The organism is Arthrobacter sp. D3-16, from assembly GCF_054408515.1.
This window is the reverse complement of sequence record NZ_CP096437.1, coordinates 2,169,853-2,189,708: the sequence shown is the minus strand read 5'-3', so window position 1 is coordinate 2,189,708 and position 19,856 is coordinate 2,169,853. Positions and strand designations below refer to the sequence as shown.

Annotated in this window: 18 protein-coding genes; 11 read left to right on the top strand and 7 right to left on the bottom strand. The window is 65.0% G+C overall.

Annotated elements, in window-relative coordinates; all coding sequences use genetic code 11:
* Genes M1D32_RS10530 through tkt form a run of 3 tightly spaced genes read right to left on the bottom strand, consistent with a single transcriptional unit; the run spans position 1 to position 4,903 of the window.
* The gene (locus M1D32_RS10530) at positions 1–1,635 is read right to left on the bottom strand and encodes a glucose-6-phosphate isomerase (RefSeq protein ID WP_458778640.1); all 1,635 of its coding nucleotides are present in this window, start codon (positions 1,633–1,635) and stop codon (positions 1–3) included.
* Between the two features lie 6 nt (positions 1,636–1,641).
* On the bottom strand, positions 1,642–2,757 hold the full coding sequence (gene tal / locus M1D32_RS10525) for a transaldolase (RefSeq protein WP_458778639.1): 1,116 nt from the start codon (positions 2,755–2,757) through the stop codon (positions 1,642–1,644).
* 28 nt (positions 2,758–2,785) lie between these two features.
* Positions 2,786–4,903, bottom strand: a complete 2,118-nt coding sequence (tkt, locus tag M1D32_RS10520; RefSeq protein WP_458782161.1) for a transketolase — start codon at positions 4,901–4,903, stop codon at positions 2,786–2,788.
* A gap of 513 nt (positions 4,904–5,416) precedes the next feature.
* Here tkt and M1D32_RS10515 point away from each other — a divergent pair.
* The 3 genes from M1D32_RS10515 (at position 5,417) to M1D32_RS10505 (ending at position 7,972) form a co-directional block, all read left to right on the top strand.
* The gene (locus M1D32_RS10515) at positions 5,417–6,376 is read left to right on the top strand and encodes a heme o synthase (protein ID WP_458782160.1); all 960 of its coding nucleotides are present in this window, start codon (positions 5,417–5,419) and stop codon (positions 6,374–6,376) included.
* Positions 6,377–6,797: 421 nt separating this feature from the next.
* Positions 6,798–7,121 carry a helix-turn-helix domain-containing protein gene (locus tag M1D32_RS10510; RefSeq protein WP_458778638.1) on the top strand — a complete coding sequence of 108 codons (324 nt, stop codon included), beginning with the start codon at positions 6,798–6,800 and terminating at the stop codon, positions 7,119–7,121.
* Positions 7,122–7,162: 41 nt separating this feature from the next.
* Positions 7,163–7,972 (top strand): IS3 family transposase, encoded by an 810-nt coding sequence (locus M1D32_RS10505; RefSeq protein WP_458782098.1) that lies wholly within the window; start codon positions 7,163–7,165, stop codon positions 7,970–7,972.
* Positions 7,973–8,139: 167 nt separating this feature from the next.
* On the opposite strand, the gene M1D32_RS10500 is transcribed toward M1D32_RS10505, so the two are convergent.
* The 3 genes from M1D32_RS10500 to M1D32_RS10490 are packed head-to-tail and all read right to left on the bottom strand — an operon-like array spanning position 8,140 to position 10,878.
* Positions 8,140–9,084, bottom strand: coding sequence for a COX15/CtaA family protein (locus M1D32_RS10500; RefSeq protein WP_458778637.1), 945 nt, complete (start codon positions 9,082–9,084; stop codon positions 8,140–8,142).
* 7 nt (positions 9,085–9,091) lie between these two features.
* Positions 9,092–9,913, bottom strand: coding sequence for an ABC transporter permease (locus M1D32_RS10495; RefSeq protein ID WP_458778636.1), 822 nt, complete (start codon positions 9,911–9,913; stop codon positions 9,092–9,094).
* Positions 9,910–10,878: an ABC transporter ATP-binding protein gene (locus tag M1D32_RS10490; protein ID WP_458778635.1), complete on the bottom strand. Its 969-nt coding sequence runs from the start codon at positions 10,876–10,878 to the stop codon at positions 9,910–9,912. Before M1D32_RS10490 ends, M1D32_RS10495 begins: the two co-directional genes overlap by 4 nt.
* 203 nt (positions 10,879–11,081) lie before the next feature.
* On the opposite strand from M1D32_RS10490, the gene M1D32_RS10485 reads away from it, so the two are divergent.
* The 6 genes from M1D32_RS10485 (at position 11,082) to M1D32_RS10460 (ending at position 16,263) form a co-directional block, all read left to right on the top strand.
* A complete protein-coding gene (locus M1D32_RS10485) occupies positions 11,082–11,915 on the top strand; it encodes a helix-turn-helix transcriptional regulator (protein ID WP_458778634.1) in 834 nt (277 codons plus the stop codon).
* Positions 11,915–13,378, top strand: a complete 1,464-nt coding sequence (sufB, locus tag M1D32_RS10480; protein ID WP_458778633.1) for a Fe-S cluster assembly protein SufB — start codon at positions 11,915–11,917, stop codon at positions 13,376–13,378. Before M1D32_RS10485 ends, sufB begins: the two co-directional genes overlap by 1 nt.
* Before the next feature lie 2 nt (positions 13,379–13,380).
* A complete protein-coding gene (gene sufD, locus M1D32_RS10475; RefSeq protein ID WP_458778632.1) occupies positions 13,381–14,664 on the top strand; it encodes a Fe-S cluster assembly protein SufD in 1,284 nt (427 codons plus the stop codon).
* Between the two features lie 24 nt (positions 14,665–14,688).
* On the top strand, positions 14,689–15,048 hold the full coding sequence (locus M1D32_RS10470) for a non-heme iron oxygenase ferredoxin subunit (RefSeq protein WP_458778631.1): 360 nt from the start codon (positions 14,689–14,691) through the stop codon (positions 15,046–15,048).
* Between the two features lie 79 nt (positions 15,049–15,127).
* Entirely contained in the window at positions 15,128–15,916 is a 789-nt protein-coding gene (gene sufC, locus M1D32_RS10465; RefSeq protein ID WP_458778630.1) for a Fe-S cluster assembly ATPase SufC, read from the top strand.
* A 14-nt stretch (positions 15,917–15,930) separates the two neighbouring features.
* Positions 15,931–16,263, top strand: coding sequence for a metal-sulfur cluster assembly factor (locus M1D32_RS10460; RefSeq protein ID WP_458778629.1), 333 nt, complete (start codon positions 15,931–15,933; stop codon positions 16,261–16,263).
* A 71-nt stretch (positions 16,264–16,334) separates the two neighbouring features.
* Here M1D32_RS10460 and ypfJ read toward each other — a convergent pair whose 3' ends face one another.
* Complete coding sequence (gene ypfJ / locus M1D32_RS10455; RefSeq protein ID WP_458778628.1) at positions 16,335–17,216, bottom strand: KPN_02809 family neutral zinc metallopeptidase; 882 nt, start codon at positions 17,214–17,216, stop codon at positions 16,335–16,337.
* Between the two features lie 59 nt (positions 17,217–17,275).
* Between ypfJ and M1D32_RS10450 the strand changes: the two genes are divergently transcribed.
* Together M1D32_RS10450 and M1D32_RS10445 are read left to right on the top strand one after the other, a co-directional pair.
* Positions 17,276–18,682: a class I adenylate-forming enzyme family protein gene (locus tag M1D32_RS10450; RefSeq protein WP_458778627.1), complete on the top strand. Its 1,407-nt coding sequence runs from the start codon at positions 17,276–17,278 to the stop codon at positions 18,680–18,682.
* Positions 18,675–19,850: a thiolase family protein gene (locus M1D32_RS10445; RefSeq protein ID WP_458778626.1), complete on the top strand. Its 1,176-nt coding sequence runs from the start codon at positions 18,675–18,677 to the stop codon at positions 19,848–19,850. Before M1D32_RS10450 ends, M1D32_RS10445 begins: the two co-directional genes overlap by 8 nt.
* The last annotated feature ends 6 nt before the right edge of the window (positions 19,851–19,856 follow it).

The following is a 19,856-nucleotide window of genomic DNA, read 5'->3' as shown; positions in this document are numbered from 1 at the left end:
TTAGCTTTCAGTAACGGAGGCTGACCTGGCGGACAGCGCAGCAATGATGTCCTGCAACTGTGCCACACCGGCAGCCCGGTCGGTCAGGTGCAGGCGAAGCACGGGACGGCCGTGCTCACTCAGGACCTGGGCGTCACCGGCGGCCTGCGCGGCAATCAGTTCCCCGAACGTGAAGGGACGGTCCGGGATGGAAAGATCCTCGGCCGAGGCAGCCGTGACCTGGAGGAACACACCGATGGCGGGGCCGCCCTTGTGGAACTGCCCCGTGGAGTGCAGGAACCGGGGACCCCAGCCAAACGTGACCGGGCGCCCCGAAACAGCAGCCAGCTCATCGCGGATGCCCTCGAGCTGCGCAAACGCAAGCCGGTCGAAGTAGGCCTGGACACTCAGGTAGCTGTCCGGCTGCAGGGTTTCCAGCAAGGCGCGCACGGCTTCTTCGGCCGTTGACGCACCATTCAGCCAGTCGCCGCCGCGGACCTCGACCGCGCCGTCAACGAAAGCCGCGGGGGTAGGTTCCGGCTGCGCGTCCAGCAGGCCGCGTGCCGCCACCTTTGCCGCCTCAACGTCGGGCTGGTCGAACGGGTTGATCCCCAGCAGGCGTCCGGCGACAGCCGTGGCGAACTCCCAGACCATCATCTGGGTGGGCAGCCCACCGGCGATGGCAACTTCGTTTTCACCGAGTTCGACGTCGGCCTCCGGGGCTACCAGCCGGACCACCAGCACGTCCTCTGCCCCGGAGGTTACCTCGGGCGAGGAGGGTCCAGCGACGACCGGGAGGACGCCGGTGCCCAGCTTGCCCGTGGATTCGGCGATGAGCTGCTCGGCCCAGTCAGCGAAGCCCACAATGCCCGAACCGTCCTCGGCAATGACGATCTTGTTGCGCAGCGGGCTGGTTCCGCCCAGCGCTGTTCCGAGCGCAAGGCCGATGTTCTCGGGTGCGTCCTCGTTCAGGACCTCGGCTGCTTCCTCGGCCTCATCCAGGAAGGCCTGGATGTCCACGCCGGCCAGGCCCGAGGGCACCAGGCCGAACGCGGTGAGCGCGGAGAAACGGCCGCCGACGTTGGGGTCCGCGTTGAAGACGGCCCGGTAGCCGGCTTCACGGGAGGCCTTGTCCAGCGGGGAGCCCGGATCCGTGACGATGATGATGCGGCTGGTGGCCTCGATGCCGGCGTCGTTGAACGCCTTCTCGAAGACCCGTCGCTGCGAATCCGTTTCAACGGTGGATCCGGACTTGGAGGAGACCACGATGGCGGTCTCCGCCAGCCGGTCCGTCAGGGCAGCACGGACCTGGTCCGGGTCCGTGCTGTCCAACACAGTCAGCTCGACGCCGGCGGTGCCCGCGATGACTTCTGGAGCCAGCGAGGACCCGCCCATGCCGCACAGCACGATGCGGGTGACGCCTTCGGCGCGGAGGGCGTCGCGGAGTTCCAGGATCTCTTTCACCAGCGGCTGGGAGACGGTGGCCGCCTCAACCCAGCCGAGGCGGATGGCAGACTCTGCTTCGGCGTCGGGACCCCACAGGGTGTGGTCCTTTGCGAAGATCCGGGTGGCGATGCGGTCCTCCACCAGGGCGGGGAGGTGCTGTTCCAGTGCCTGCTGTGCGGCACCTGTGGCTTCGTAGCTGAGTGTGCTCATTGTTGGTTAGGAAGCCTTCCGTGCAGAGGCGAGGGCGCCCTCAACGTCGCCGAGCAGTTCCTTCCAGCTGGCCACGAACTTGTCCAGGCCTTCGGATTCGAGGATCGCCACGACGTCGTTGTAGGAGATGCCGAGCTTTTCGAGCGCGTCCAGGGTGTTGTTGGCTTCGGTGTAGGTGCCGGTCACGGTGTCGCCGGTAATGACGCCGTGGTCAAAAGTGGCGTCCAGGGTCTTTTCCGGCATGGTGTTCACCACGCCGGGGGCGACGAGCTCGGTGACGTAAAGGGTGTCCGGGTAGGCCGGATCCTTCACGCCGGTGGAAGCCCACAGGGGACGCTGGGGGAGTGCGCCGGCTTCAGCCAGCAGGGCCCAGCGCTCGGTGGCGAAGAGCTCTTCGTAGACCTGGTAGGCCAGGCGGGCGTTGGCCAGGCCGGCCTTGCCCTTGAGTGCCTTGGCCTCTTCGGTGCCCAGGGCGTCGAGGCGCTTGTCGATCTCGGAGTCCACGCGGGAGACGAAGAACGAGGCCACCGAGTGGATCTTCGAGAGGTCGTGGCCGTTTTCCTTGGCCTGCTCCAGGCCGGACTGGAAGGCGTTGATGACGGCGCGGTAGCGCTCCAGGGAGAAGATCAGGGTCACGTTCACGCTGATGCCCTCGGCCAGGGTGGCGGTGATCGCTTCGAGGCCCTCGAGGGTGGCCGGGATCTTGATCAGGACGTTGTCCTTGTTGACCCTCTTGTACAGGTGCTTGGCTTCAGCGATGGTGCCTGCCGTGTCCCAGGCCAGGCGCGGGTCAACCTCGATGGACACGCGCCCGTCGACGCCGTTGGTTGCTGCTGCCACGGGGGCGAACAGGTCGCAGGCGTCGGCGACGTCGGTGGTGGTGATCTCGAAGATGGTGTCTTCGACGGACGCGCCGGCTGCTGCCTGCTTGGCGATCGTGGCATCGTAGTCGGTGCCTGAGGTGATCGCGGCGTGGAAGATCGACGGGTTGGTGGTCACACCAACCACGTTCTTCTCTTCGATCAGCTTGGCCAGGGTGCCGGTGTCCAGGCGTCCGCGGGAGAGGTCATCGAGCCAGATGGAAACTCCGGCGTCGGAGAGCTGCTGGGTGGGAGTAGTCATTGTTTTGTATCTCCTAGGAAATCGTTGGTTAGGCCTGGAGGCCTGCGAGGGAGTCCTTGGCGGCCGCAGCAACTGCTTCTGCGGTGATGCCGAACTCCTGGAAGAGGCGCTTGTAGTCGGCGGAAGCGCCGTAGTGCTCGAGGCTGATGGAACGGCCGGCGTCGCCGACGAATTCCTTCCAGCCCAGGGCCAGCCCTGCTTCAACGGACACACGGGCCTTGACGGCTGCGGGGAGCACTGACTCGCGGTAGGCGGCGTCCTGCTTGGTGAACCACTCAACGCAGGGCATGGACACAACACGGGCGGCGATGCCTTCGGCCTGCAGGGCTTCGCGGGCCTGGACGGCCAGCTGGACCTCCGAGCCGGTACCGATCAGGATCACGTCAGCCGGGACGGTGGCGCCGTCCTTTGACGCTTCGGCCAGCACGTAGCCGCCCTTGGCGACGCCGGCAACGGAACCGAACGTGTCGCCGTCGGCCGCTCCTTCGCCGCGTTCCCAGGTGGGGATGTTCTGGCGGGTCAGGACGATGCCGGCCGGGTTGGAGTGGTTTTCCAGCATCGTCTTCCAGGCCACGGCTACTTCGTTGGCGTCACCGGGGCGGACCACGTCCAGGCCCACGATGGCGCGCAGCGAGGCGAGCTGTTCCACCGGCTGGTGGGTGGGTCCGTCCTCGCCCAGGCCGATGGAGTCGTGCGTCCAGACGTACAGCGACGGGACACCCATCAGCGCGCCGAGGCGGATGGCCGGGCGCTGGTAATCGCTGAAGATCAGGAACGTGCCGGAGAACGCGCGGGTCCGGCCGTGCAGGCTGATGCCGTTCACGATCGAGGCTGCGGCGTGCTCGCGGATCCCGAAGTGCAGGACCCGGCCGTACGGGTTGCCCTTCCACGCGTCGGTCTGCTTCGACGCCGGAACGAACGACGGCGAGCCCTCGATGGTGGTGTTGTTCGACTCTGCAAGGTCGGCGGAACCGCCCCACAGTTCGGGCAGGACCGGGCCCAGGGCGTTCAGAACCTTGCCGGAGGCGGCACGGGTGGATACGTCCTTGCCGGCGGGGAAGACCGGAAGGGCCGCGTCAACATCGGTGGGCAGTTCCTTGGCCTCGATGCGCTGCAGCAGGGCCGCGCCTTCGGGGTTGGCCGCCTGCCAGGCGTTGAAGGACTCTTCCCATTCCTTGCGGGCGGCAGCACCGCGGTCCACGACGGCGCGGGCGTGGGCCAGGACGTCCTGGTCCACGTCAAAGGACTTCGCCGGGTCAAAGCCCAGGACCTCCTTCAGTGCTGCGACTTCCTCTGCACCAAGGGCCGAACCGTGGATCTTGCCCGTGTTCTGCTTCTTGGGCGCCGGGTAGCCGATGATGGTGCGCAGCGACACGATGGAGGGCTTGGACGTCTCAGCCTTGGCAGCGAGGAGCGCCGAGTAGAGCTCCTGGACGTCTTCCTTGTATTCGCCGGTCTTGGTCCAGTCCACGCGCTGGACGTGCCAGCCGTAGGCTTCGTAGCGCTTCAGGACATCCTCGGTGAACGCGATGTCGGTGTCGTCCTCGATGGAGATGTGGTTCTCGTCGTACACAACGACGAGGTTGCCCAGTTCCTGGTGGCCGGCCAGCGAGGAAGCCTCAGCCGTGACGCCTTCCTGGAGGTCGCCGTCGGACGCAATAACCCAAATGGTGTGGTCGAACGGGCTGGTGCCCGGGGCGGCGTCCGCATCGAACAGGCCACGCATCCGGCGCTGGGAATACGCGAAGCCGACCGAGGACGCCAGGCCCTGGCCCAGCGGGCCGGTGGTGATCTCGACGCCGGCAGTGTGCTTGTACTCCGGGTGGCCCGGGGTCAGCGAACCCCACGTCCGTAGCGCCTGAAGGTCCTTCAGTTCCAGGCCGTAACCGGAAAGGAACAGCTGGATGTACAGGGTGAGCGAAGTGTGGCCCGGGGACAGGACAAAGCGGTCACGGCCCAGCCAGTCAGGATTCCGCGGATCGTGCCGCATCAGCTTCTGGAAAAGCAGGTACGCAGCCGGCGCCAGGCTCATGGCCGTTCCGGGGTGGCCGTTGCCCACCTTCTCCACCGCATCTGCTGCGAGCACGCGGATGGTATCCACCGCGCGCTCGTCCAGGCTGGTCCAAGACAGTTCTTGCTCTTCCAAATGTGGCACGAAAACCGGGCCCCTCTCTGTGCTGATGGCAGATGGCACACGGGATCCGTTTAGAGGCACGCTGTGTGGCGCCCGCTGCGGTGTGTACCAGCCGTTCACCATCGAAACGTTGATCTTTCACTCAGCCACTGGCCAGCCCGGGAATGCGTTTTCCACTGCTTCCTTGCTGCGTGCTGATCTGGTGACAGCTTAGCTCTATTCCACTGTGCGGGCGGCTGAAATCTCACCTTTTGGACGCAATTTCGGCTTATATGAATCCGTCTGCAGTGAGGCTGAGTTAATCTGCTCGAATCGATGCGCGAGCGATCATCAGCACCAAATGACGGGCAGTTGGGAGGGGACCGGCACGGTATGATATTTGGAGGCCAACGCCGGGTGGCGGACCTTTTCTGAGTTCCCGCAGCTCCCGGTTGCGGGGCGGATCAGTGAATATGTTCCGCAGGCGCCGGACGGGCGGGCCGCATGACACAGCTGGACAGCCAGACAGAACTGCCAACAGAACGGGTGACTGCCACCGTGAGCACAACAGATACGCCGCTGAACGCGTCCCGGGCAACAAGCGCCGGGATTGCCCGCAAGGCAAAGGCGTATCTCGCCCTCACCAAGCCCCGCGTGATTGAGCTGCTGCTGGTGAGCACGCTGCCCACCATGATCTATGCGGAGCGGGGCTTCCCCTCGATCGGGCTCATCCTCGCCACGCTGGTTGGCGGCGCCTTCGCCGCCGGCAGTGCCGGAGCGTTTAACTGCTACATTGACCGCGACATCGACAAGCTGATGCACCGCACCGAGAACCGCCCGCTGGTCACCGGTGAAGTCACCCCGCGTGAAGCGCTGGTCTTCTCCTGGCTCCTGGGCGCGGCCGCCATAGCCATCCTCTGGTTCGGCGCCAATCCGCTGTCCGCCTGGCTGGGGCTGGGCGCCATCTTCTTCTATGTGGTGATCTACACGATCATCCTCAAGCGCCGCACCGCGCAGAATATCGTGTGGGGCGGTGCTGCAGGATGCTTCCCGGTACTGATCGCCTGGGCGGCTGTGACCAACTCGGTGGAATGGCCCGCGGTCATCCTCTTTATGGTGATCTTCCTCTGGACGCCGCCGCACTATTGGCCCCTGTCCATGCGTTACGGCGAGGACTACCGGAACGCCAAGGTCCCTATGCTGGGGGCAATCGCGGGTGCCAAAGTGGTCGCCGTGCAGGTAGTCCTGTACGCGTGGGCGATGGTTGCCTGCTCCCTGCTGATGGTTCCAGCCGGCGGTGCCGGCTGGGTCTACACGGCTACGGCTGTGCTGGCCGGGGCCTGGTTCCTCTACGAGTCGCACTCGCTGTACAACCGGGCCCAGCGAGAGGACATCTCCGACAAGCGGGCCATGAAGGTCTTCCACGGCTCCATCAGTTACCTGACCCTGCTGTTCATCGCACTGGCGGTTGATCCGTTCATTGGCCCTGCCGTCATGGCGGGCTAAGGGCCGCACGCTCTCTCACTTTCTGCAGGTTTTCCTGCGACGCTCTCTCACTTTTTGCAAGGTTTGGTGTGATCCTCTTTCACCTCTTAAGCCCTCCCTCACCTGATGACCAGTTCATAAGGTGAGGAAGGGCTTTTCTTGTGTCCCGGAGACTGCAGGAGGGTTTAAGAAAAGGCCCTCTACGTCAGGCTGGTTGTAAGTGAACTGCTCCCCGGAAGTTGGACTGAGAAATTCAGTTCCGACTTCCGGGGAGCAGTTTTATGCGTGCAAGTAGTTCATTATCTGAGGCGCAGCGTGAGGCGGCTGTAGCGTTGTTTGAGAGGGTATCGGGTATCGGGCGGTGGCTCGGTTGCTGGATGCGCCTTGGGTGCCGGTCAGGGCACTGTATGGGCGGTGGAGGATTCATGGGCAAGGAGTGCTGGTGAGCAGGCCGGTGAAGTCATACTCTTTCGAGTTCAAGCTGGCCTTGGTGCAGCGGTTCCTCGCGGGCAAGCCCGGTCCGGATCTGGCAGTGGAGGCTGGTTTGGCCTCCCGTGAGCTGCTGCAAAAGTGGGTCCGGGCGTATCGTCTGGAGGGTGAGGACGGGTTGCGGCCAAAGCCCAAAGGCAGACCGCGGAAACCTGATGCCCTGCCGCCAGCGGAACTGCCCGAGCTTGAGCGGTTGCGGCGGGAGAACGAGCGGCTGCGCGCCCAGGTGGCGTACCTGGGAAAACTGCGGGCCTTGAGGGAACAGGGACGACGGTAAGGTTCAGGCCGTCGTTGCCCTCAAGGCTGACTATCCGCTTGGTGTCCTGTTTGGACGTCGCCGGGCTGGCCCGATCCACGTTCTTCTATCACCAGCTCCGGCTCCATGGGCCCGATCCGAAAGAGAAGCTCAAAGCGGCGGTCACGGAGATCTTCGAAATGAACCATGGCCGGTACGGGCATCGGCGGGTCCATACGGAGCTACTCAAGCAAGGGTGGACGGTCGCGAAGAAGACCGTGCTGAAGCTGATGCAGGCACTCGGGTTGGCCTGCAAGGTCCGGCGCAGGAAGCGCTACAACTCCTACCAGGGCGACCAGGGCGCGGTAGCGCCCAACGTGCTGAAGCGGGAATTCGAGGCTGATGCACCGAACCAGAAGTGGGTAACCGACGTGACGGAGTTTCGCGTCGGTGACCGGAAGCTTTACCTCTCACCGGTCATGGACCTCTTCGACCGGCAGATCATTTCTTACTCGCTGGGCTTGTCCCCGAACCTGGCGCTCACCAACGATTCACTGCGTGAGGCCCTGACCTGCCTGCAGCCGGGTCAGCAGCCGCTGGTGCACTCGGACCAAGGTTTCCAATACCGCCATGCCTCCTGGCGCACCCTCATCGAGAACGCCGGCGGGGTCCAATCCATGTCCCGCAAGGGCAATTGCTACGACAACGCCGTCATGGAGAACTTCTTCGGCCACCTGAAGGAAGAACTCTTCCACCGCGTCCGATTCCTCAACACCGATGCACTGGCAGCTGCAATAGAGGAATACATCCACTGGTACAACAACAAAAGAATCTCCACAAAGCTCAAGGGCCTGAGCCCGGCGCAATACCGGGCCCAGACCCTTGCAGCCTAGAATCCCATTTAGCCAGTCCAACTAACGGGGACCAGTTCAAAGTGCGAGAGCGTGGGCTAATTTCCTGCAGTAAGTGCGAGAGCGTCGCATCTGCAGGCAAGCAAAAGGGCGCCCCGGTTCGGAAGGAACCGGGGCGCTTGGCATTGCAGATTGGGAAGCGGGCGGAACTACTCCACCGGGCTGGACCGGGCGATGTCCCAGGCGTTCGTTGCAGCGACCATCAGCAAAGCGGCACCCAGCATATGGGCGGCCACCAGCAGCGCGGGAATGCCGTTGTAGTACTGGGTGAAGCCGATGACGGCCTGAAGGAGTGTCACGCCGAGCAGTCCCAGGACTGCGGTGCGGAAGGACCCCTTGATCCGGCGCAGGAACACCAGCGCGAGTGCCACCAAGGTTCCAGCGGTGATGAGGTAGGCGGGAACGGCATGGATATGGGAGAACAGGTCCCAGTCCAGCCCGTTCCGGGGAGCGTCGGCGTCGCCAGCGTGCGGACCGGCGCCGGTCACCACCACGCCGAGCATCACGGCCAGCGCGGAGAAGAGCGCGACGGCGGCCGTCACCGGACGCATGATGCCCGGCAGGGCGGGGTGGGAGACGGTCCGGAACCGGCCTGTACGGCCAAATGCCCGGTTCACCAGCAGCGTGGCGAAGACCACCAGTGCCATGGACACCAGAAAGTGCAGGCCCACCACCCAGGGGTTGAGGTTTGTCAGGACAGTGATGCCGCCGATCACAGCCTGGGCCGGGATGCTGGCCAGCAGCCCGAGTGCCAGCAGGAAAAGGTCCCGGCGCTCCTTGCGGAGGTTCCACAGGTACACCAGCATCAGGGCGGCGACGGCGGCTAGGGCGAAGGTGAGGAGCCGGTTGCCGAATTCGATAAACCCGTGGATACCCATTTCCGGGGTGTTCACCAGTGAGGTGTCCGTGCAGCGCGGCCAGGTAGGGCAGCCCAGGCCGGAGGCCGTCAGCCGCACCGCACCGCCGGTAACCACCAGAAGGGTCTGGCCGATCAGGGAGGCAACGGCCAGGCGGCGGACCCGGAGGTCCACCGTGCGGGGCAGCCGGGACGACAGGCGGTTAACAAACTGGGGGAGGCGTGCAGCGGTGCTCACGGATATCTCAATTCCACTTGAACCAACGGATGGCTGCTGCCCCGGCAATGACCGTCCAAAGCAGCAGGATGAGGGTGGCGCCGCCATGGAGCGTGCCGTCGAGGAAAGCCTGGCGCAGGGACTCGCCCAGCGCGCCGGAGGGCAGGAACTCCACCATTGCCTGGGCACCGGCAGGCAGGCGTTCCGCGGGGATGACAATCCCGCCCAAGGCGCCCAGCAGGATCCAGAGCAGGTTGGTGATGGCCAGCGTGGCTTCAGGCCGGACGGTGCCGGCCACCAGCAGGCCCAAGGCCGTAAAGGCGGCGGCGCCCAGTGCCAGGAGGAACAGGCCGGAAACCCAGCCGGCTGCCTGCGGTTGCCATCCCAATGACAGGGCAACCGCACTGACCACCACCACCTGCAGGCAAAGGACTGCCAGGACCGACAGTGCTTTCCCGGCGATCAACCCGCCGCGTCCCAGGGGAGTGGTGGAAAGGAAACGGAGCACACCGTAACGCCGGTCAAACCCGGTGGCGATGCCCTGCCCGGTGAAAGCGGTAGACATGGCGCACAAGGCCAGGATCCCGGGCACGGCCACATCGATCCGGCTGCCCCCGAGTCCGTCCAGGAACGGAGTCACGGTCAGGCCGACAAGCGCCAGCAGCGGCAGCACTACTGCCAGGATCAGCTGTTCGCCGTTCCGCACCATGGCCAACGCCTCGTACTTGCCCTGCAGCAGAACGCGGCGCAGCAGCGAGGCAGGCTCCTGCCGGCCGGAAACGCCGCCCAGGCCGGTGACTGACGGATGGTCCAAAGCATCGCCGGCAGCCTCCGAAGCTGTTCCGTTCATCGGATGTCCTTTCCTGAAATATCCAGAAAGACGTCTTCAAGGCTACGCGCCTGCAGGCTCATCGAAGCGGGCATGATGTCGTGCGACTCCCACCACCGGGCCAGTGCTGCCAGGTGCCCCGGTGTCAGGCTGCCCGTGACGGAGTAGCTACCGGCGCGGTTCTCGGAGACGTTGATGCCCTCCGGAAGAAGCCCGGCAAAATCCAACCCCGGATCCGCCTCGAACTCCAGGGTTCTAATGTGTTCGGCCCCCGTTTCCACCGCGGGGTTGCGCTGAAGCAGTTCCTGGACAGTCCCCTCGGCCACGTTCCGGCCGCCGTCGATGATGTAAACATAGTCGGCCAGGCGCTGGGCGTCGTCCATCAGGTGCGTGGTGAGGACGATGCCCATCCCCGCGTCGCGCAGTTCGGCAATAAGGTCGAACACCAGCTGCCGCGACTGCGGGTCCAGTCCGGCGCTTGGTTCGTCAAGGAAGAGGACTTCCGGCCGGCCGATCAGCGCAGCGGCGAGGGCCAGGCGCTGCTTCTGCCCGCCGGAGAGCCGGCGGACCGTGGTCCGGCTGAAGGCGGCGATGCCCAGCCGTTCTATCAGGTCATCCACGGGCCAGGGCCGTGCGTAGAGCCCGGCAATGTGCCGCAGCAGGGGAACAGGCCTGGACGACGGCGGAAGCCCGCCGTCCTGGAGCATCACGCCAACCCGTGAGCGCAGTCCCGCCCCTGCCGTGGCGGGGTCCTCGCCCAGCAGGGAGATGGTGCCGCCGCTCCGCTTTTGCAGGCCCTGGGCGCATTCAAGGGTGGTGGTTTTTCCGGCACCGTTGGCGCCCAAGAGGGCCGTGACCTGACCGCGTTCAGCGACAAGGGAGACCCCACTCACCACCCGGAGCATTTTTCCGTCCAGGCTTGCAAGCGGGCCTACATCCTTAACTAGCCCGCTGATGGACAGAACCGGGGATTGGGGGGATCGCACCCGAATATTCTACGGGATGTAGTATTTTCCGACGTCCTTCGCGTGCGCAAGGACGGACCTCCACCGGTTTTTGTCCAGATACGCATGCTTCGACGTGGCCAGGCCAGTGAACATGGACAAAACTCCGAAGCCGGGCAGCTCAGGCCAGCCTGCCCTTACTGGAGCGGGGGACTAAATTACGACATGATTGTGTTGTGTATTCCATGAGCAATGCTACTGCTGTGCCCTTTGCCGGGCACGGGGCCTCACAGGCTCCCGCAGACCGTGGCCCCCTGGCCGCCGGTCCGGTGGCTGACGCCGATGAGCGCACCCGGGACCGCGTCCTCTCGGCAGTCCTGGAACACGGACCCGTCAGCGCCGCTGAACTCGGCGATTTGCTGGGATTCACTCCGGCGGCGGTGCGGCGGCACCTGGACCATTTATCCCGGGCAGGCGTTATTGAAGTCAAGCGCGTGGCAAAGTCCGGCGCCGGGGCAGGCCGTCCCGCACGGCGCTACGTCCTCAGCTCCCAGGGCCAGTCGAGCCTCGGCAACGACTACCTGGATATTGCCGCACTTGCGCTCCAGCAGCTCCAGAAAGTTGCCGGGCCGGACGCTGTGCGGGCCTTCGCCGTCGAGCGCTTCGAAGAGATGGAACGCCGGTACGCCCCGGAGATCAACAAAGCGGGACCGGACATCACCGAGCGCGCCAAGGCCCTGGCCGATGCCCTGAACCGTGACAACTTCGTGGCCTCGGCAGCCTCCATCGAAGCCAAGCCACCGCTCCCGGCGGCCCTCTCCAGCGTGCAGCTGTGCCAGGGCCACTGCCCCATCCAACAGCTCGCCGCCCGCTTCCCCGTGTTTTGCGACGTGGAGACCGAAGTGTTCTCGAGGCTGGTGGGCGTGGACGTACGCCGACTGTCCACACTGGCCCGCGGCGGGCACGTCTGCACCACCCACATACCCACAGGCCGGCTGTCTGCCCAGGGGCCCATAAAGCCCACAGCAGCCCCCGCCAGCCTGAATGAAGTAAACAACCATCAGCAAGAAAGGCCGTGATGACGGACCAACTATCAGAGAAAGCGGTAGCCGAAAACACTGTGATCTCGGAGATTCTGGAAAAGAATCCCGAGCTGCACGGCATCGGCAACTACGAGTACGGATGGGCTGACAAAAACGACGTCGGCGCCAACGCACGCCGTGGGCTCAACGAAGAAGTGGTCCGGGACATTTCGGCCAAGAAGAGCGAACCCCAGTGGATGCTCGACCTGCGCCTCAAGGGCCTGAAGTACTTCGACCGCAAGCCCATGCCCACCTGGGGTGCGGACCTGTCCGGCATCGACTTCGACAACATCAAGTACTTCGTCCGCTCCACCGAGAAGCAGGCTGCCACCTGGGAAGACCTGCCCGAGGACATCAAGAACACCTACGACAAGCTGGGCATCCCCGAGGCCGAAAAGCAGCGCCTGGTTTCCGGTGTCGCCGCCCAGTACGAGTCCGAGGTTGTTTACCACCAGCTGCGTGAGGACCTTGAGCGGCAGGGCGTTATCTTCCTGGACACCGATACTGCCCTGAAGGAACACCCGGAGATCTTCCAGGAATACTTCGGCACCGTGATCCCCGTTGGCGATAACAAGTTCGCGTCGCTGAACACCTCTGTTTGGTCCGGCGGCTCCTTCGTGTACGTCCCCAAGGGCGTCCACGTGGACATCCCGCTGCAGGCATACTTCCGCATCAACACCGAGAACATGGGCCAGTTCGAGCGGACCCTGATCATCGCGGACGAGGACTCCTACGTCCACTACATCGAAGGCTGCACGGCTCCGATCTACACCTCGGATTCCCTGCACTCCGCCGTGGTGGAAATCATTGTGAAGAAGGGCGCCCGCGTCCGGTACACCACCATCCAGAACTGGTCCAACAACGTGTACAACCTGGTGACCAAGCGTGCCATCTGCGAAGAGGGCGCCACCATGGAATGGGTCGACGGCAACATCGGCTCAAAGGTCACCATGAAGTACCCGGCCGTTTACCTCGTGGGTGAGCACGCCAAGGGCGAAACCCTGTCCATCGCTTTCGCCGGCGAGGGCCAGCACCAGGACACCGGTTCCAAGATGGTGCACATCGCGCCGAACACCAAGAGCTCCATCATTTCCAAGTCGGTGGCCCGCGGCGGCGGCCGTGCAGCGTACCGCGGCCTGGTGCAGGTCCGCGAAGGCGCCAAGCACTCGGCCAACACCGTCCGCTGTGACGCGCTGCTGGTTGACACCATCAGCCGCTCGGACACCTACCCGTACATCGACATCCGCGAGGACGACGTTGTCATGGGCCACGAGGCAACTGTTTCCCGGGTCAGCGAAGAACAGCTCTTCTACCTGATGTCCCGCGGCATGCGCGAAGACGAAGCCATGGCGATGATCGTCCGCGGCTTCATCGAGCCCATCGCCCGCGAGCTCCCCATGGAGTATGCACTTGAGCTGAACCGCCTGATTGAACTGCAGATGGAAGGGTCCGTCGGATAACGATGACTGAAATCACTACTGAAAAGGCACGCATCGGCGCGCCCTCAGCCCAGCCGTTCATCGACGGCTTCACCGAAGAAGGCGAGAGCCTCTCGCCGATCAATGCCGGCTCCAAGGCACCTCTTGCGGGGGCTTCGGCCAAGAGCCACTCCCACGGCGGCGGGGAAGGCGTGCCGGACAGCTCGCGCGCCGGGCGCCTGACGTCCTACAAGCTTGCCGACTTCAAGCCGCTCACCGGCATGGAGGAAGACTGGCGTTTCACCCCGCTGAAGCGCCTCCGCGGCCTGCACTCAGAGGTCCTGTCCGGTGCTGCACCCACCGTGGTGGTCACCGGTCCCGAGCAGGTCACCGTGGAAAGCGTCAACCGTGACGACCAGCGGATCGGTACCGCCGGTATCCCCGAGGACCGCGTGTCCGCAAACGCCTGGGAAAACTTCGCCGGTGCTACCGTCGTCACCATCCCGGCTGAATTCGAAGCCCTGACGGAGATCTCCGTCGACATCGAAGGCACCTCCCTCGACGCCGCCGCCCAGCACCTCGTGATAGTGGCGGAGAAGTTCTCAAAGGCAGTTGTGGTCCTGAACCACAGGGGATCGGCCGTCGTATCGGAAAACGTCGAGATCATCGTGGAAGACGGCGCCAACCTGACGGTTGTCTCCCTCCAGGAATGGAACGACGACGCCGTCCACGCCTCCTCCCAGCAGGCAAAGATCGGCCGCGACGCCAAGCTCAAGCACGTCATGGTCAGCCTCGGCGGCGACCTGGTCCGGGTTACGCCGTCGGCACGCTTCACCGCCCCCGGCGGCGAGGCCGAGCTGTTCGGCCTGTACTTCGCCGACGCCGGCCAGCACCTGGAACAGCGCCTGTTCGTGGACCACGCAGTGCCCAACTGCAAGTCCAACGTGCTCTACAAGGGCGCACTGCAGGGCCGGAACGCCCACGCCGTCTGGGTTGGTGACGTCCTGATCCGCAAGGAAGCAGAAGGCACCGACACCTACGAGGCCAACCGCAACCTGCTGCTGACCGACGGCGCCCGCGCCGATTCCGTGCCCAACCTCGAAATCGAGACCGGGCTGATCGAGGGTGCCGGCCACGCCAGCGCCACCGGCCGGATGGATGACGAGCACCTGTTCTACCTGATGGCCCGCGGCATCCCGGAGTCGGTTGCCCGCCGCCTGGTGGTCCGCGGCTTCCTGAACGAGATCATCCAGCAGATCAAGGTCCCCTCCATCGAGGAGCGGCTGACCGAAGCTGTTGAGCACGAACTCGCACTGACGGACAACTAGAAGTAACGGGGCACGGGTTTAAAGATGACTGACCAGCCAAAGGGCGAGCTTGTCTGCAAGGTGGATGAAATCCAGCTGAAGCAGGCGCTGCGGATCCTGATCGACGACTACCCTGTGGCGATCGTCAAGGACTCCATGGGGGAGATCCACGCAATCGGTGACACCTGCTCGCACGCGGACATTTCCCTGTCCGAGGGCGACGTGGAGGGCTGCGCCATCGAGTGCTGGGGCCACGGCTCCCAGTTCGACCTGCGCAGCGGGGAACCGTTGCAGCTGCCGGCCTACGATCCCGTTCCGGTGTTCGCCGTCGAGATCCGGGGAGATGAGGTCTATGTGGACGTCACCAACATCCTCAACGGCGCCGAAGCCCCCAACTTCAGCTAGCACCACAGAATTACGAACCAACTTCCAGACAGAGACCGCACCGCAGCCGCCAGGCACGGTGCAGAGGAGAACAAGACACATGTCTACTCTTGAGATCAAGGACCTGCACGTCAGCATTGACACCGAGCAGGGCACCAAGGAAATCCTGAAGGGCGTCAGCCTGACCATCCGGACCGGCGAAACCCACGCCATCATGGGTCCCAATGGTTCCGGCAAATCCACGCTGGCCTCCACTATCGCAGGCCACCCCCGCTACAACGTCACCAGCGGCTCCATCACCCTCGACGGCGAAGACGTCCTGGAAATGAGCGTTGACGAGCGTGCCCGCGCCGGCGTCTTCCTGGCCATGCAGTACCCGGTGGAGGTCCCCGGTGTCAGCATGACCAACTTCCTGCGCACCGCCAAGACCGCGATCGACGGCGAAGCCCCCAAGCTGCGCACCTGGACCAAGGACGTCAAGGCTGCCATGGAGCAGCTCCGTATCGACGCCGACTTCGCCCAGCGCAACGTCAACGAAGGCTTCTCCGGCGGCGAGAAGAAGCGGGTGGAAATCCTGCAGCTGGAACTCTTCAAGCCCAAGTTCGCCATTTTGGACGAGACCGACTCCGGCCTGGACGTTGACGCGCTGAAGGTTGTGTCTGAGGGTGTCAACCGTGCCCACGCCGAAGGCAAGATGGGCACGCTGCTCATCACCCACTACACGCGGATCCTGCGCTACATCAAGCCTGACTTCGTGCACGTGTTCGTGGACGGCCAGGTTGTTGAGGAGGGCGGCCCCGAGCTGGCCGACCGCCTGGAAGAAGAAGGCTACGACCGTTACGCGAAGGGCGCCGGCGCTGCCGCTGCGCCCGCCGCGGCACAGGCCTAGTAAAGGACTTTGCCATGACCGAAATCAACGCGTCCCGCACGAGCCTTGAGGACGTCGAAGAGGCGCTGAAGGATGTCATCGACCCGGAGCTCGGCGTCAACATTGTGGACCTCGGGCTGCTCTACGGCCTGAAGTACTCCGATGACGACGGCGCGCTGCTGATCGACATGACCCTGACCACCGCCGCCTGCCCGCTCACCGATGTCCTCGAGGAGCAGGTGGGCCAGGCCTTGGACGGCGTTGTTGATGACTGGCGCCTGAACTGGGTCTGGATGCCGCCATGGGGTCCGGAACGGATCACCGACGACGGCAAGGACCAGATGCGGGCCCTCGGCTTCAACATCTAAATAAAGTACGACGACGGCCGGTTACCTTCCCCGCGGAAGGTGACCGGCCGTCGTCGTCCCCAGCGGCCGCGTTAGAGGCTGGGTGCCGAGAAGGTGTCGCACTGGTTGATGTCGCCGGTTTCGTAGCCCTGGTAGAACCACCGCTGCCGCTGCTCGCTGGAGCCGTGGGTCCAGGCCTCGGGGGAGACGCGCCCGGTGGCGGCCTCCTGGATCCGGTCATCGCCAACGGCCGAGGCGGCGGACAGTGCGTCGTTCAGGTCCTGCGGCGTAAGTGCCTCGAGGAACGGCTGGCCTGCCGGGCCGGGCTGGGTTGATGCGTGTTTGGCCCACAGCCCCGCATAGCAGTCGGCCTGCAGCTCAACGCGGACGGCGCCGGACTCAGGGCCTTGCGGATCCTGCTGTGCGCGGTCAAGGATTCCGAGTACGTTCTGGATGTGGTGCCCAAACTCGTGGGCCACTACATACTCCTGCGCCAGCGGTCCTCCGGAGGAGCCGAAGCGGTCCACGAGCTCCTGGAAGAAGCCGGGATCGAAGTAGGCGGTGGTGTCTGCCGGACAGTAGAACGGGCCAACGGCACTCGAAGCCGTCCCACAACCTGTATTGACCCCCTGCTCGAAAATCACCGTCGTCGGCCGCGGGTACTGCACGTTGTACTGCTGCAAATAGGCGGGCCAGAACGCGTTCAGGCTGTTCACGGTGCCGGTAATGCGGCAGTCAATCCGCGCGTCTGCGTCGGCGCCGGTCTCACAGGCCGGGGCGGTGCCCTGGGCCGCCGGCGGCGCCTGGCCCGCCCCGGCCAGACCCTCCAGCAACTGGGGGTTGACACCCAAGAGCGCTGCGATGAGCAGGATGAGGCCGCCGCCGATGCCACCGCCAACCTTTGCTCCGCGGCCCATGCCGCGCCGGTCCTGGACCTGCGAAGGATCCAGCTGCACATTGTCGTTGAAACTCATAAAGTCACATTACCCGCGGACCCGAAACTCAATCCGTGCCGGCCGGTAAAGTTGATCCGATGCCTTTCCTCAACAGAATCCAGCGATGGGCCGAAGAACGGCCGCACGACACCGCCGTCGTGGTCACCGGTCAACGCCTCGCGTGGGCGGAGCTCCGTGATTCCGCTGCCACGCTCGTGGCTGAAACGAAGGCCGTCACGGCGCTCTGCGAAGCCAACTCAGTCGACTTTGTGGTCAATTTCTCCTCAGCTGTCGCAGGCGGGCGCCAGTGCGCCGTCCTTGATCCCGCCTGGCCTGTGGCACTGCAGGATGACATTGTTAGCCGTATCGAGTCATCGGCACAGCCCGCCGCGGTGTCCGCGGACGAGGAATTGGCCGACGGCGCGCCGGAGTCCACCTTCCTCATCGGCCTCACCTCCGGAACCACCTCCGTCCCTAAGGCCTTCACCCGGTCCCGGCGGTCCTGGCAGGAGTCCTTCGACGCGTCCATCGAGTTCTTCGGGCTCCGCCCGGATGATGTCACGTTGGCACCGGGACCGTTGGCAGCCAGCCTTAACCTCTACGCCCTGGCCGAGTGCCTCTACGCCGGCTCCGAATTCCAGACCCTCGAAACGTTCGATGTGGGCGATGTCCACGCGGCCATCTCGCACGACCGGGTCACCCGGCTGGTGCTGGTGCCCACCATGCTGAGGATGCTCAGCGAGCGTGGACTGACGGGATGCGTGGACGCCTCCGGGCTCCGCACCATCATCTGTGCCGGCTCGAAACTCGATGCGCGGACACTCGAAGCTGCCCGCCGCTGGGCCCCGAACGCCACCATCTTCGAGTACTACGGCGCCTCGGAACTGAGCTTTGTGTCGGGGGCGGGCCTGGCTGCGGGCGAAGAGGCAGCCGCGGGCGGGACCGGCATCGGACGTCCCTTTCCGGGCGTGGACGTGAAGATCCTCGATGACTCGGGTGCAGCCCTTCCGGACGGGACCGCCGGCCACATCTGCGTACGGAGCCCCATGGTGAGCAACGGCTACCTCTGGGGCGATGACGGTCAGGCTTTAAGATCCTTCGACGGATGGTTCACTGTGGGGGACCAAGGCTACCTGGAGGCAGGGGAACTCCACATCCTGGGGCGCCGTTCGGACATGATTCTCACGGCCGGCAAAAACGTGTATCCACACGAGGTGGAGCTCGCACTGGCGGCCGTGCCGGGCGTCGCTGCCGCCGTGGCCACCGGGATGCGGGATGACCTGCGGGGGCAGCGGGTGGTGGCCGGAGTTGTCCCGTCCGCCGGGGCTGTTACCGCAACACAACTGAAGGCGGGCCTGGACAGTATCCTGGCCCGGGACAAGTGGCCGCTTCAGTACTATGAGGTCAGCGAGTTGCCCACCACCGACCGCGGCAAGGTCAGCCGGAACCTGCTGCTGGAGTGGATCAGCTCGGGGGATCACAGGATCCGGAACCTGGGTGCCTGAGCTTCTTCCGCCGGACCGCCAGCCCGTGATCATCGCGGCCCGCCGCACCCCTGTATGCCGCACTAACGGAGTGTTGCGGCAACTGCGCGCGCACGAGCTTCTCGCGCCTGTCCTGCGGGAGCTCGTCGCGGGCCAGGGAATGGAGCCGGGTGCTGTCACGGATGTGGTGATAGGCAACGCGGTTGGCGGCGGCGGAAACGTGGCCCGGCTTGCACTGCTGGAGGCGGGCCTACCCGTCACGGTGCCCGGCCTCACTGTGGACCGCCAGTGCGGCTCAGGCCTTGACGCGATCGTCCTCGCGGCCGGGCTGGTGGCGGCCGGGGGCAACCCGCTGTATCTGGCGGGGGGAGTGGAAAGCACCAGCAGCGCACCCCTGCGCGCACACCGGAACGACGACGGCGGGCCGGAGTTTTACGCGCGCGCACAGTTTGTGCCGGACACCTTCGGCGACCCGGACATGGGCGTGGCCGCGGAAAACGTGGCACGGAAGTTCGGCGTCGGCAGGGAACGCCAGGATGAGTTTGCACTCCGCAGCCACCGCTTGGCCCTTGCCGCCGCAGAAGCCGGATATTTTGACCGCGAGCTGGTCCCGCTGGAGACATCTGCCGGTGCCGTTGCTGCGGACGACGGTCCACGGCGGGGCCTGAGCGGGGCGGTGATGGCACGGTTCCCGCCCGCCTTTGTGGACGGGGGAACTGTCACCGCCGGAAACTCCTGCTTCGACGCGGACGCTGCCTCCGCCGTCGTTATCACTTCGCTGCAGCGGGCCCGGGAAACGGGCGCCGCGGACGGTCTGCTGGTGCTCGGCACCGGGACGGCTGGCGTGGACCCCGAGCTGCTGGGCGTCGGTGCCGCCGCTGCTGCGCGCAACGTGCTGACGGCCGCGGGCATGGAAGCGGATGAGCTGGACCTGGTGGAATTCAATGAGGCGTTCGCGTCGCAGACGCTTGCCTGCCTTGATGAGCTGGGAATTGACGCTCAGCGGGTGAATCTCGACGGCGGCGCGCTGGCTTTGGGGCACGCGTACGGGGCGTCGGGGGCTGTGCTGGTGACCCGGCTGCTGGCCCAGGCGCGGAGGAACGGAATGCCGGGGAGCCGGGCGCTGGCCATGATCAGCAGCGCCGGCGGAATGGGTACCGCTGCCCTGCTGCAGTACGAGCGGCTCTAGAGCGCT

Coding starts and splice junctions, on each gene's coding strand:
- M1D32_RS10530 (WP_458778640.1), bottom strand. CDS start 1,635: ATGAGCACACTCAGCTACGAAGCCACAGGTGCCGCACAGCAGGCACTG.
- tal (WP_458778639.1), bottom strand. CDS start 2,757: ATGACTACTCCCACCCAGCAGCTCTCCGACGCCGGAGTTTCCATCTGG.
- M1D32_RS10495 (WP_458778636.1), bottom strand. CDS start 9,913: ATGAACGGAACAGCTTCGGAGGCTGCCGGCGATGCTTTGGACCATCCG.
- M1D32_RS10485 (WP_458778634.1), top strand. CDS start 11,082: ATGAGCAATGCTACTGCTGTGCCCTTTGCCGGGCACGGGGCCTCACAG.
- sufB (WP_458778633.1), top strand. CDS start 11,915: ATGACGGACCAACTATCAGAGAAAGCGGTAGCCGAAAACACTGTGATC.
- sufD (WP_458778632.1), top strand. CDS start 13,381: ATGACTGAAATCACTACTGAAAAGGCACGCATCGGCGCGCCCTCAGCC.
- M1D32_RS10470 (WP_458778631.1), top strand. CDS start 14,689: ATGACTGACCAGCCAAAGGGCGAGCTTGTCTGCAAGGTGGATGAAATC.
- sufC (WP_458778630.1), top strand. CDS start 15,128: ATGTCTACTCTTGAGATCAAGGACCTGCACGTCAGCATTGACACCGAG.
- M1D32_RS10460 (WP_458778629.1), top strand. CDS start 15,931: ATGACCGAAATCAACGCGTCCCGCACGAGCCTTGAGGACGTCGAAGAG.
- ypfJ (WP_458778628.1), bottom strand. CDS start 17,216: ATGAGTTTCAACGACAATGTGCAGCTGGATCCTTCGCAGGTCCAGGAC.
- M1D32_RS10450 (WP_458778627.1), top strand. CDS start 17,276: ATGCCTTTCCTCAACAGAATCCAGCGATGGGCCGAAGAACGGCCGCAC.